This is a genomic window from Planococcus sp. ISL-110 (assembly GCF_018613575.1).
Lineage (GTDB): Bacteria > Bacillota > Bacilli > Bacillales_A > Planococcaceae > Planococcus.
The window spans coordinates 16,544-29,888 of the sequence record NZ_JAGGPX010000018.1 but is presented as its reverse complement, the minus strand read 5'-3'; the positions used below and the strand labels follow the sequence as shown (position 1 = coordinate 29,888).

Sequence of the window (13,345 nt, the reverse complement as noted above, 5' to 3'; positions counted from 1 at the left end):
AGTAGCAGTGAAGGAGGTCCTTTGCATGAAGCCCCTAAAGCCAATTGAAAATTTCATCAAAAGGCAATCCGTCAGCCTGCCTCTCATGACAGTGATGTTCCCGGTCCTTTATTTAGGCGCAGAAATCGGGTTGATCGCTTCTGGAGCCGTGGCTGCCGGAACATATATCGCCAGCAACAGCACCATTAAACAAGTTCAGATTTCCTCTGATTCCAAAAATCTCGGGATGACCCGAAGTGAATTTAAAAATGTGCGGAACCAAATAAAAGAAGGCAAAGAAAAAATCAAGCAGCTGCAAGGCAATTATTATAAAGTCCGTTCCATTTCATCCTTCAAGCAATTGATGGACATGACAAAAATCGCGAATAAAATCATTATCGTGGTCCAACAAAACCCACGGAAATTTTATTTGGCTGAACCGTTCTTTTATTCCCACCTGGATTCAGCCATTGAATTGACGGAGAAATACACCTTATTGGTCGGGCAACCGGTCAAGGACCGGGAAATGCGCGTGGCATTGCAGGACACGCGGGAAATGCTGCTGTCACTTAACAAAGTGATGGAGCAGGATTTAAAGCGTGTGCTATCCAGCGATGTTGAAAAATTGCGGATGGAACTGGATTATGCCCAATTAGCTGTCAATCAGCACAATGACCAGAAATTACTCGTTCAGCCAGAGCCTGAACACGAGGGAGACGTGGAAGATGACAGAGAAACCATCAACACGAAGTGAATTGGATGATTTATTGGAATCGCCTTTTGGCATGCAATTGGAAAAGCAGGAGCAGTCAGTTGCCGAACAGGCAGAAGGCCGCCCTGTCGCTTTGATGGATCGCTTAACGAAAGAAGAGCAGGCCAAAGCACGCGAGCTTGCCAAGCAAATTCCGATCGGCAATAATGAAGCGATCCTGACTTACGGCGCTAATGCCCAAAACCAGCTGAGCCAGTTTTCACACAAGATGCTCGACCATGTTCAACATAAAGACATCGGCCCTGTTGGTGACGTGCTGCATGACTTGATGAAAAAGCTGCAGGAACTGAATCCTGAAGAGTTGACACAAAGCAAAAAAACAGGAATCCGCAAGCTGTTTTCAAAAGCCAAATACTCGGTCCAGGAAATGATGAGCAAATACCAAAAGCTCAGCAGCCAGGTTGACCGCATCAGCATCCAACTCGACCATTCCAAACGCAGTCTGCTGGATGATGTTCAGATGCTGGAGCAGCTTTACGACCAGAACAAAACTTATTTCCAGGCTTTGAATGTCTATATCGCTGCAGCTGAATTAAAGCGCGATGAAATCATGAACGAAACGATTCCTGCACTCCGCAAAAAAGCGGAAACTTCGCAGGATCAAATGGTCTATCAGGAAGTCAACGATATGGTCCAATACGTGGACCGGCTGGAAAAACGCCTGTACGATCTGCAGCTATCACGCCAAATCACCATTCAAAGCGCACCGCAGATCCGCATGATCCAACAGACCAACCAAACCCTGGCGGAAAAGATCCAGTCTTCCATCATGACGTCGATTCCATTATGGAAAAACCAGATTGCCATTGCGTTGACATTGAACAAACAGCTCAAGGCCGTGGAAGCCCAAAAGCAAGTCACCTCAACCACAAATGACCTGCTCTTGAAAAACTCGGAAATGCTGAAAATGAATTCGATCGAAACCGCCCGTGAAAACGAGCGCGGCATCGTCGAAATCGACACCTTGAAGAAAACACAGGAAAACCTGCTCGAAACTATTGAAGAAACGCTGAAGATCCAAGCAGAAGGACGCAGAAACCGCAAAGCGGCAGAGCTTGAAATCGGTCGTATGGAAGAAGATTTGAAACAACGCCTTCTCGCCATCCACGACAATAGCGAAAAGAATAATATTTAAAGTTTAAACCCCGGAAGCTCACTAGCTTCCGGGGTTTTGTGTGTTTTATTTCATGGAAAGTGTTCCAGCCTATATGAGTTAAACTAATGATCTTCGCTTGCTGGTATTCCGCAAACCAGCTCTGCTTTCGGGCCCGCAGGATGCGGGTCATGCAGCTGGTGCGGACAGGACGTCGCGGTGCCAGCTGCCAAGGGCTTACGCCGAACGGACTCGGTCTAAACGCCCGTTATGAATACAGTGGCAAAACAGAAGCTCGCTACGAATTCAATTAATCTCTTAGCGCCGGCGCGTCCAGGAGCCATGCCCAAAGCGGCCGAAGCGTTGGGTAAAAGCTGGTCTCTTTAGTTCAACTTATATAGTTAGAAAGTATTCTGCGAGCTTTACTTTTCAGAAAATAAATCCTTATACTGGGATACAACTATTGTTACAAGCAAATCTTAACCATAAAAAGTTAAAAATCATCCTGCCTGAATCACCAGATGCAAGCTTCTTTTCAAGAGGCGCAGGGTCTGTTCGACAAATTGTTCTAAGGAATCGGCACTAACGGATTTATTGCCATACATCATCCGGTAAAACGCAGCTTGCTCTTCAGTAATCGAGTCGCCGCTCAAAAACAGATGCAGGACTTCGATGCCCTGCTTTTTCGCCTCCGCAACGGCGTTTGCCGTATCCACCACGCCGTTTTCAGCGTAATTATAGGCAGATGGCTCCCCGTCAGAAAAGACCAGTAAAAACCGGTGTTTTTCGGTCCGGCGTTTCAGGCGGCTGTTCATCCAGCGAATGGCGAAGCCGTCCCGGTTGTCTTCATGTGCATCGAGTGACGCGATTTCCTGAGCGTGGTCTTTGCCGCGATCTTCAAACTTGTGCATCCACTCAAAATAGTTTGGTTGCTCAGCATCACTGGCTTCGTAAGCGTCTTCGTAAAACAGCACGATTTCATGCGGAACATTCAACCCGCGCAGCACATCGTGGAACAACAGAACGGCTTGCTTTGTTTCATCCAGTTTATCGAGCATCGATGCGGAACCATCAATCAATAGGCAAAAAACCGCATCCAGTTCTTTGGAAGGCGCCGTTTTTCGGTAAAACGGCTTGGGCCGTTCTTCGATCGCCAACGGCACCAGTTTTTTCGACAGCCTTCCTGCGTTCAAGTTGTTGCGTACCCCTTCCTGCCTTTGGGTCATCCGTTTTTTCAGCTCTTTCAGCAAAGCACGCACGTACGGAGCCTGTTTTTTTCGCCAGGCTTCAATGTCAAGGCGATGATCGCCGTCGGCTCTTAGTCTGGATTCGTGATACACTACCTGGTCATTGGCAGAACCGAATTTACCCTCCGCCCCTTTCGGACGGCTTGCCATCTGTCGGTCCTCGGCATCACTGTCTTCGAGATGCTCTCCGCTTGAATCACCTTTAGCGGTCTGCTGCACATCTCCGGCTCCTTCTTCTTCCCTGCCGCCCTCCGCGAGCTGGGAGTCGCCGCGTTCGAGCTCAAATTCCATTGCCGGCGCCTCGCTCATTTCGGCTTCCTGATGCCAGGACTGGAACCATTCTTCAATGGTCTCAATTTCTTCGGGCTCGTCCGCCTCTTCGGCTTCAATCCCTTCGTGGTAGTGGAAAGGCGGTATTTTTCCAGCTGCTTCGCCAAAAGTATAATAAGTGTGCAGCGCATCCGAATCGAGCATGAATTCAGCTCGATCCATGAGCCGGCCCACTATTTTTACTGAATCCATTGTCGACTTTGCTTCAAACAAATCAGTCCAAATGAAAAACAGGGCATTAAAATGCTCACCTGCATCTACTTCAACGCCACGCAAGCGCAAATAAGCTGCATTTAGCAACAAATCGCTTTTAAAGCCCTTTTTACGGTTTTGCTTAAACTGATCCCTGTGGTATTCGGTGTAAACGGTTTCCCGTGTATCAAAAGCCGCAGCCGTTCCGGGACGAGCCGCTTTGATTTGTTCGGATAGCCTGAATTCCTCTGCGCATAATAGCAGTTGTTCCCGCAGGCTCGGCAAAGAAGTATCGCTCTTTTTGAACTTCCGCCATGCCGCAAGACTGAAATCACGCCAATAGCCGGCCGCCATCAAATAGATATCCGACAGGTAGCCATTGCGCTCGATCCGCTTTGTGCGATGCCGCCAAAAAACGCTGATGGACATGGCCGCTTCAGATGGCCGCAATTCCACCAATTTGCGCGTCGTCACTTTCAGATAAGGAGCATCCGCCAATGCGCCAGCGAGCAGCTCCATTTGATGAAGCATCTTTGTATCGATGGTTTCGTTATTAAATTGGATAAACCGGTTAACTGATGCCATCGTTTCCACCTACTTTTTCCAAGTATGAGCCAGATCCATGAACAAATCGCGTTCGCTTTCATCATCCAATTTTTCGGCAATAGCGTATTGCACTGCGCGCAACGGATCCATATACTCCGCTAAAGCCGTAGCATCCAGAAGACTTCGAATCGAAGCCGCTTCTTCAGACAACAAGCCATTTTCGACCTGTTTCATCAAGTCTTCTGCCAGATTCAGCATAAATGCTTTTAGGTTGCCATCTGCTTCCGGGAATTCGCGATCCCATAGCTCAGCCAGCTGTCCTCCGGTCAAATAAGGAATCGGATAGGCAATAAAGCGATTTTTCAAGGCTTCATTCATGGGAGCAGTCCCGATATAGCCTTCATTGATCGCAGAAATCACGCCGAAATCAGGATGAGCCTCTATCACTTCCCCGGTAAATGGATTCGTCATCATGCGGCGATGGTCCAATGCGCTGTGGAGAATCGGCAAGGTTTCAGCTTTTGCCATATTGATTTCATCGATATAAAGAAAATGGCCTTTTTTCATGGCAGTCACCACTGGACCTTCGACAAACTCAATGACGCTTTGGCCATCCCGCTGCACCAATGTCTTAAAGCCCAACAGCGCTTCCGCATCCAGGTCAACAGAACAGTTGATGCTTTGCATCGGCTGCCCGAAAAGAGCCGAGATGCTTTCCGCCAACTTGGTCTTGCCCGCCCCGGTCGGCCCTTTCAGCAACACCGGTTTACGCAGAACAATCGCTGACAAAATATCTTGCCATAAATGGTTGTCCGGTGCAATGTAGCCTGCTTTTCCGATCAATTTTCCATAGTTTTCATGTGTGCGTTCTTTTCTTTTACTGATATCTTGTTCAATCAACGACATTCCGTTTCCTCTTTTCCACAGAAAAAGCCGATGTTAATCCATCGGCTTTTTGATATTCTTGCGGACTGCAACAGCCCACCATCCATTATTCAAAATATGTTTTGTAGAACCCGCCGATTTTACCGGTATTGTCTATAACAAAAATAAATTCTTCGGTCTCATTCTTCACTTCGTATTCTTTTCCTGCAGTCAGTACATTTGAAACTAAAAACTTAGCTGCCTCTGTGTGCTTGCAAGTTACCGTTTTAATCGTTTCTCTTTCAAGCCATTCGTTGTGAATCATCGTCCTCATCCTTTTCAATCTGTCTATACCTTCAGTATAAGGAAAAAGCAGATTAATTTCAAACCGGCTCTGCTTTGATGTGCTCATAGGTTATAATTTGCGAAATCTTTTACTAAAAAGCTATATGAGTTGAACTGAAGAAACTAGCTTTTACCCAACGCTTCGGACGCTTTGGGCATGGCTCCGCAAGAAGCCTAGCCCCTGGACGCGCCGGCGCTAAGAGATGGAGTGAATTCAAAGCAAGCCTCTATTTCTCCACTATATTCATAAAAGATATGGAGCAAATCAGCTCCACTGGATGTGGATCATGCAGGTCGATTAACTTTACTATATTCTCGAAAAACCCTTTACTTCTTCGCATACTTTGTACTGTAAAGATAGCGGAACACCACAATACAAATGACAAGAACCGACAATAGGATCAAAAAGACCTGCAGGTGCTCAAGGATGGTCTCATAGGCATAAGGAAACATCCTGCCGACATTAAAGTATACAAACATCCAGACAAATCCTGCCGTATAAGCGAACATCATATAGCGCAGGAATGGAAAGCGGTTGGCGCCGACGACATAAGGCATCGCCCAACGGATTCCAGGCAGGAAAAAGCTGAACGCAATCGCCCATTCCCCATGTTTTTCCAGAAATCCGCTGAAACGGCTGATTGGCTGCTTTAACCGGGTCCGGTTCAAACGGTTCAACAACCTGTGACCCAAACTGCGGCCAATAAAATAGGCGAAGGTATTGCTGGAGATCAGCCCCAAATAAGCCGCCAAAAAAGCATAAACCGGATTAAAATAGCTGATTTCTGTCATCACTCCTGAAAATGCTGCAGCCACTTCATTGGGGATTGGCAACCCAAACAGCAGCAGCCAATTAAATATGAACATACTGAAATAACCATATTCCTTCACTAATTCAATCAAAAACGAGATATCCATGTACTTCTACCGCCTTTAGGCTTGTTACCTTTATGATGACAAAAAAAAGATAGTCCTGCAATGCAGGACTATCGGGTTGAACAATTATTAAGATTCCAGCAATAGATCTTCTGGGTTCTCGATCATATCTTTGACCATTTTCAAGAAACCAACAGAATCGCTTCCGTCAATTACCCGGTGATCGTATGAAAGTGCTACGTACATCATCGGACGGATTTGAACTTCATCGCCGATTGCAACAGGGCGTTTTTGGATGGTGTGCATTCCAAGAATACCAACCTGCGTACCGTTCAAGATTGGTGTAGACATCAATGAACCGAATACCCCACCATTCGTGATTGTGAATGAACCACCTGTCATGTCAGCAATTGAAAGCTTCTTATCGCGTGCTTTTTTAGCAAGTTCGCCGATAGACGCTTCAATTTCAGCAAAGTTCTTTTTGTCCGTGTCGCGAACGATCGGTACAACAAGACCTTCTTCAGTTGATACAGCAATACCTACATCATAGAACTGTTTTAGAAGGACATCTGTTCCGTCCAATTCAGCGTTGACATATGGGTATTTTTTCAAAGCTGCTGTAACTGCTTTTGTGAAGAATGACATAAAGCCAAGTTTCACATCGTTATTTTTAAGGAATTGGTCTTTTTTGCGGCTGCGTAAAGCCATTACGTTCGTCATATCGATTTCGTTGAATGTAGTTAACATTGCAGTTGACTGTCTTACTTCAAGAAGACGTTTTGCAATTGTTTGACGGCGTCTTGACATTTTTTCACGGACGATGCGGCCACTTTCTTCATCAGAAGAAGGCGCTGCAGCTTTTGGTGCTTCCGCTTTCGCTGCCGGTGCACTTGCAGCCGGTTTCGACCCGTGAGCTTCAACGTCCTGAACACGTACACGACCCATTGGATCTACTGGAGAAATAGCTGCCAGGTCGATTCCTTTTTCGCGTGCCAATTTGCGTGCTGCAGGGCTTGCGATTGTCCGATCAGTAGAAGATTGCTCTTCAGCTGCCGGATCTTTTTCCACAGGCTCTTGAGTTGCAGGCGCTTCTGTTTTAGCAGGCTCCTCGGATTTTTGTGGGGCTTCTTCAGCTTTAGGTGCCGCAGCTTCGCCAGAACCTTCGCCAACGATTGCGATAACTTGTCCGACTTCAACTGTATCGCCTTCCTGTGCTAAATGTTCCTGAACAACGCCAGCTTCTTCGGAAATGACTTCAACGTTAACTTTATCTGTTTCCAGTTCAACGATGAATTCGCCCTTTTGGACTGTTTCGCCCGGCTGTTTAAGCCACTGAGCGATTGTTCCTTCTGTAATTGATTCTGCTAATTCTGGTACTTTGATCTCTGCCACAAAAAATTCCTCCTTAGATTATCCTTACAATTTAGCTAATGCTTCATCAATGATGCGTGCTTGTTCTATTTTATGTGCTTCTCCGTCGCCTTCTGCAGGGCTTTGGCGTTGGATGCGTCCGAAATATTTCACTTCTTTGCCGTCTGCCAATTCATCCAGATACGGATTTGCAAATGTCCATGAACCCATGTTCTTTGGTTCTTCCTGTACCCAAGCCAACTCTTTGGCGTTTGGATACCGGTCAACGATTGCTTTGATCTTCTCAGCCGGGAATGGATACAACTGTTCGACGCGGACAATATGCGCCCATTCGTAGCCTTTTCCATCTTTCACCCGTTCTGCCAGATCGATTGCCATTTTGCCGCTTGCAAAAAGAACACGTTTCACTTTTTTGGCGTCTTTGCCCATATTCGGCTGTTCAATGACAGTTTCGAATTGGCCTTCAGCTAAATCATCTACATCTGCACCGACCAATGGATGGCGCAACAGTGATTTCGGTGAAACGATGATTAATGGGCGGATTGACTCTTCTCCAAGCATTTTGGCCTGGCGGCGTAAAATGTGGAAGTAGTTCGCTGCGCTTGAAAGGTTTGCGACCGTCCAGTTGTTTTCAGCAGCCATCTGAAGATGTCTCTCCAGGCGGGCACTTGAATGCTCAGGTCCCTGGCCTTCGTAGCCATGTGGCAACAGCATGACCAATCCTGATTTTTGGCCCCATTTCGCACGTCCAGCTGAAATGAACTGGTCGAATATCATTTGCGCCATATTGGCGAAATCGCCGTATTGCGCTTCCCATATAACAAGTGCTTTTTCGTTTTCAACATTGTAGCCGTATTCGAAGCCCAGTACAGATGCTTCGCTCAGTGGGCTGTTATAAACGACAAACGATGCCTTAGCATCTGAAATATGATGCAACGGCACAAGTTCATTGCCGTTCTTATCATCGTGCAGAACAAGATGGCGGTGAGCGAATGTGCCGCGCTGCGCATCCTGGCCAGTCAGGCGAATCGGGTTGCCGTCTTGCAGGATTGAACCGAATGCCAGCGTTTCCGCATGTGCCCAGTCGATTTTGCCTTTATCATTGAACGGATCTTCACGGCGCTTCAGAATTCGCGCCAACTTGCCGAAAGCTGAGAAATCACTTGGCCAAGACAATAATTCTTGATTCATCTTCGTCAGGGTATCCTTGTCAACGCCTGTCGGCACTTCAGGATAACCGTTCAGTACGGCCTCGGGAATTTCAAGTTTCGGGAAATCCGCAGATTTGTTTTCTTTGACTTTGTCATAGGCTTCCTGCATTTCTTTTTGAGTATCTGCATCGAGCTTTTTAACATCATCTTCTGACAGCACTTTTTCTGCTGCTAATTGTTTTCCATATAGTTCACGAACTGTATCATGCTGATGGATGCCATGGTACATCGTCGGATTCGTCACCAATGGTTCATCCATTTCATTATGTCCGTAGCGGCGGTAGCCGATCAGATCGATCAGTATATCTTTGCCGAATTTCTCACGGTATTCAAACGCCAAGCGGGCAACTGCAACTACAGCTTCAGGCTCATCAGCATTAACGTGGAAAACTGGCACTTCAAAGCCTTTTGCGGGATCTGAAGAATAATGTGTGGATCTCGAATCAAATTGTTCGGTTGTAAAGCCAATCAGGTTATTGGCGATGACGTGGATTGATCCACCTGTCTGATAGCCTTTAACACGGCTGAAGTTTAAAGTTTCGGTAACGATGCCCTGTCCAGGGAATGCTGCGTCACCGTGCACAAGAATCGCATAGGATTTTTTCGGATCCATCTCAGCTAGACCTTTTTGATTGGTGATTTCCTGTGCTGCGCGCGTTTGTCCAGCAACAATCGGGCTGACAATTTCCAGATGTGAAGGGTTATAAGCGAGTTTAACGCTTGTCCCGTTTGCAGATTTGTAAGCTGCACCCATATGGTATTTCACATCGCCGAACCACCCTTTAGTGATTTGAAGAGAGCCGTCTTCCGGAAGGAAAGCGTCATCTCCAACATGTGCAAAACCGGCAAACATCATTTCGTATGGTTTGTTTAAAATATGTGTAAGCACATTTAAACGACCGCGATGCGCCATCCCGATCATGATGTCTTTTGTGCCGGCCGATTCAGATAAACGAACAAGTTCATCCATTAGGACAACTAGTGAATCGACGCCTTCAATTGAAAAGCGTTTTTGTCCAACGAACGTGCGGTGGACGAATTTTTCAAAACCTTCGACGCGGGTCAACAGATCCAGAACCTGCTTTTTCTTGTCTGCATCCAATGTCGGTCTGACGTCGCCGGCTTCGATTTTGTCCTGCAGCCAGCTGCGTTCCTGCGGCTGGACCACGTGAGAAAATTCAAAAGCGACTTTATCCGTATAAAGCGATTTCAAATAGTCAATGGCTTCCAGACCATTTGTAATATTGCCTGGTGCATTATTCAAAAGCAGCGAAACTGGGACTTCTTTCAAATCCTGATCGCTGAGGCCATAGGTTGAAGACTCCACGCGTGAGGTATCTTTCGGCTGATCTTTGAGCGGATAAATGTCCGATGCCAGGTGGCCGTGTGCGCGAATCGCTTCAGCTAAATGGACAGCAGCCAAAACTTTTTCGAAATTATTAGGTTCCACGGCTTTTGAGGCTGAAGGTTGTTGGCTTGTGGAAACTTCAACTTCAGCAGGGGGCCCATATTGCTTGAAAAGTTCGACGTATTCTGGATCAAGTAATTCCGGTGATTCTTGATACAGATCATACATCTCCATTATGTATCCCAGGTTGGGGCCTGTAATGGAACTCCATGGGGATTTTGCATCTGAATAATTGCTAGACATTAAAAAAACCTCCAACTATTTGTTTGACGGCAGTCACATTATTTGTATATGTCTCGTCTATTTTATCACGCATCCCACTAGACATAAAGCAGAAGGCGTTTTAGTAAGAAAAGATTAAAATTCCCTATCAATCTTACTACTTCCAGATTGAAAAACAAAGCCTTTCCGTGAAAATATTCACATAACATAATGTAAAGCGCTTACATCCACTCTAAAGCTCTGGAACCGCCATTTTTTGTCGATTTATCAAGGAGAGGCATACAGGTAAAATTTCCCTTTCCCGTTGTTTTTCGCTAAATAAAGTGCAGCATCCGCTTTTTTGACAAGGTCGTCAAAATCATCGCCATGGACAGGATAAATGGAGATGCCAGCTGATGAACTCGGCGTGAAAAGGTAGCCGTTGATTTTCCAGCCTTCGGCAAGCGTCTGGTTGATTCGGCCGATGACCTTTTCGATATGCAGCTGGATTTCTTCGGGATCAATTCCGCAAAGCGCCACCAGAAATTCATCGCCGCCTACCCTTGCAGCCAAATCGCCTTTGCGTATGCTCTTTTTGATTGCTTGCCCAAAATGATAGATAAACTCATCGCCGACATTATGGCCAAACTGGTCATTGACTGATTTAAAGTCATCGCCATCAATATACAACAGGGCGATACGTTCCCCTTTTTCTTCCGCTTGTTCTTTCATACGCTGAAATTGCTGAACCATCAGACGGCGATTGGGCAAACTTGTCAAACTGTCATGGTAAGCCATAAAGCGAAGTTGTTCCTCCAATTGTTTTCTTTCCGTCACGTCGAATAAAATCGACAGCACTTGATAGATCTTTCCATCTATATCCAGCAAAGGAATAATGGTGGCATCCACCCAGAAAAGCTCACCATTTTTCTTTAGGCTTTTTAGCTGTCCACGCCAAATGGTTCCCCGCAAAATAACGTTGCGAATCTTTTCATATTCTTCAGTGGAAATGGCCGCTTCCCCTATTTCACAAACATTCAATCCAATCAGCTCTTCGGGCAGATAACCCGTTAGCTTTTTTAAATTGTCATTGACGAATTCTATGGTACCAGATAGATTACAGATTGCGACAAGCGCTGCGTAATTAAGTGCATCCTTGTAGCTCTCCAGAATATTCTCGGTTTTCTTCAGCTCATTCTTCAACAACAGTTCGTTGGTCAATTCCCGGAAAACGACATGAAATGCCCGAATGATGCCATTTTCATTGACGGGGGAATAGCTAGCTGAAAACTTCGCCATCGTGCCATCCTGTTTTCGGCGATTCATGATTATTGACGAACTCTTAGATCCCGGGACAAACTGATCCAGCAAATTCTTGCCTGTCTTAAACTGCTCTTTTTGCTTGTCTGGCAAATCCTTATAGTAAAGGTTGATCCAATCCTCTTTTTTCACTCCGAATGTTTTTTCATAGGCAGGATTCAAATCAATGATCATGTATTCCGCTGAAATCATGATCATGGGATCAACTGAATTTTGAACTAAAGACTCGTAGAACAAATAATCCTCTTCTATTTTTTTCTGTACAGTCACGTTTTTCGTCACCGCCAGCACAAATCGCTGTCCTTCAAAATCAATCGGCGTCAATTCGGTTTCCATTGCTGTATCCAAGTCACTGAACAGACTATAGTCGCGGTAAGTATGCCTATCTCTCGCTTTCAATGCAATGAGATACTGCCTTTTTATCTCTCTTGACAGGTCCGGCGGCATGCTGTCATCCAAAGTGGTTCCAGCCAGTTCTTTTTGGAAAATCGCCTGGCAAATCAGATTGACATATACATAGTCAAACGTATCGCCGTTCTGTTTCATAAAATAAACCGGATCTTTTGAGTTTCTGTAAAGGAGATCCAGCTGCTCTATTGTAAAAGGCATTGGCATCTATTTCACCGCTTTCCATCAGACAAATTGTTTCGAGAAAGTTGAAATTTGCTCAATAAATCTTTCGTAACGCACCTGTTCCTCCAAAGGTTCAGAGGATAGGATTCTGCTTTCGGCCACATCAGCGGCCCAGTCGAATTGAGCAACGGACAGGTAAGTCGCATTGCCGGTAAGCTGAAGATGGATGTCTTCTCCCTGACCGGAGACTGAACATTTCACCATGCCTCCCGGGTTATAGACAGACACATCTCCGTAAGGCACCAGCCCGGCCATACAGCTGATCAATGCCGATGCGGTCATCGCGGTTCCACAGGCATTGGTGAATCCGACACCGCGTTCATAAGTCCGGACAAAAATGCCATCCTCTACCGGGGTCACGTAACTGACGTTGACCCCATCTGAAAAGTATTCATTTTCGCCATTAAAATACTGCGCCCATTTTTGCTGATGGCTTGTATCTTTCTGCAAATCCGCAGGCACGATGCCAATCAGATGCGGATTGGGAACAGAGACCGCTGAAAACGGTATTTCTTCCGAAACGAATGGCAATGGCTTATGAATCCATTCACCGTGTCCCTCATAGTTCATCGGCAAACTGCTGAGCGAAAATGAAACCGGCGATATCTCCACCGCATAGGTTTCGATCCCCTCGTTTAAGGTCTCTTCTTTTTTCACACACAGGCAAGCTTTCATGGTTTCAATCACCGCCTCCTGCACCCCGTCGCGTTCGCACACATAACGTGCCACACAGCGCAGGCCGTTTCCGCACATGGATGCTTCCGAGCCGTCATTATTGAAGACACGCATTTTGGCGTGAGCGACAGCTGAAGGCAAAATCACTAAAATGCCATCAAGGTCGTTGTCCAATGCGGACAGCTGGATTGCCAGCTGCGCAAAATCAGCGCGTTCTTCCGATTCAAACATATAGAAGGTATTCATAGAGCCATGGACTTTTATCATTGTCATTTCCATTCG

At 46.1% G+C, this 13,345-nt stretch carries 11 protein-coding genes; 3 read left to right on the top strand and 8 right to left on the bottom strand.

The window, feature by feature from the left end:
- Positions 1-25 precede the first annotated feature (25 nt).
- From J7I83_RS12680 to J7I83_RS18005, 3 genes are all read left to right on the top strand, one after another.
- Positions 26-733 carry a 5-bromo-4-chloroindolyl phosphate hydrolysis family protein gene (locus J7I83_RS12680; RefSeq protein WP_215101285.1) on the top strand — a complete coding sequence of 236 codons (708 nt, stop codon included), beginning with the start codon at positions 26-28 and terminating at the stop codon, positions 731-733.
- Complete coding sequence (locus J7I83_RS12675) at positions 705-1,886, top strand: toxic anion resistance protein (protein ID WP_215101283.1); 1,182 nt, start codon at positions 705-707, stop codon at positions 1,884-1,886. Before J7I83_RS12680 ends, J7I83_RS12675 begins: the two co-directional genes overlap by 29 nt.
- A 149-nt stretch (positions 1,887-2,035) precedes the next feature.
- On the top strand, positions 2,036-2,158 hold the full coding sequence (locus tag J7I83_RS18005; RefSeq protein ID WP_285228699.1) for a hypothetical protein: 123 nt from the start codon (positions 2,036-2,038) through the stop codon (positions 2,156-2,158).
- Between the two features lie 186 nt (positions 2,159-2,344).
- Here the strand turns inward: J7I83_RS18005 and J7I83_RS12670 are convergent, their stop codons facing one another.
- The 8 genes from J7I83_RS12670 to dapF all read right to left on the bottom strand — a co-directional run bounded on the left by J7I83_RS12670 (position 2,345) and on the right by dapF (position 13,342).
- Positions 2,345-4,198, bottom strand: a complete 1,854-nt coding sequence (locus J7I83_RS12670; protein ID WP_215101281.1) for a vWA domain-containing protein — start codon at positions 4,196-4,198, stop codon at positions 2,345-2,347.
- Between the two features lie 9 nt (positions 4,199-4,207).
- A complete protein-coding gene (locus J7I83_RS12665) occupies positions 4,208-5,065 on the bottom strand; it encodes an AAA family ATPase (protein ID WP_215101279.1) in 858 nt (285 codons plus the stop codon).
- A gap of 85 nt (positions 5,066-5,150) precedes the next feature.
- The gene (locus J7I83_RS12660; RefSeq protein ID WP_215101277.1) at positions 5,151-5,348 is read right to left on the bottom strand and encodes a DUF6501 family protein; all 198 of its coding nucleotides are present in this window, start codon (positions 5,346-5,348) and stop codon (positions 5,151-5,153) included.
- A 347-nt stretch (positions 5,349-5,695) separates the two neighbouring features.
- Positions 5,696-6,286 (bottom strand): DedA family protein, encoded by a 591-nt coding sequence (locus J7I83_RS12655; protein ID WP_215101275.1) that lies wholly within the window; start codon positions 6,284-6,286, stop codon positions 5,696-5,698.
- An 87-nt stretch (positions 6,287-6,373) separates the two neighbouring features.
- Positions 6,374-7,636, bottom strand: coding sequence for a 2-oxoglutarate dehydrogenase complex dihydrolipoyllysine-residue succinyltransferase (gene odhB / locus J7I83_RS12650; RefSeq protein WP_215101273.1), 1,263 nt, complete (start codon positions 7,634-7,636; stop codon positions 6,374-6,376).
- A 24-nt stretch (positions 7,637-7,660) separates the two neighbouring features.
- Positions 7,661-10,477 carry a 2-oxoglutarate dehydrogenase E1 component gene (locus J7I83_RS12645; RefSeq protein ID WP_215101271.1) on the bottom strand — a complete coding sequence of 939 codons (2,817 nt, stop codon included), beginning with the start codon at positions 10,475-10,477 and terminating at the stop codon, positions 7,661-7,663.
- A 246-nt stretch (positions 10,478-10,723) separates the two neighbouring features.
- Positions 10,724-12,370 (bottom strand): sensor domain-containing diguanylate cyclase, encoded by a 1,647-nt coding sequence (locus tag J7I83_RS12640; protein ID WP_215101269.1) that lies wholly within the window; start codon positions 12,368-12,370, stop codon positions 10,724-10,726.
- A gap of 18 nt (positions 12,371-12,388) precedes the next feature.
- Entirely contained in the window at positions 12,389-13,342 is a 954-nt protein-coding gene (gene dapF / locus J7I83_RS12635; RefSeq protein ID WP_215101267.1) for a diaminopimelate epimerase, read from the bottom strand.
- Between the last annotated feature and the right edge of the window lie 3 nt (positions 13,343-13,345).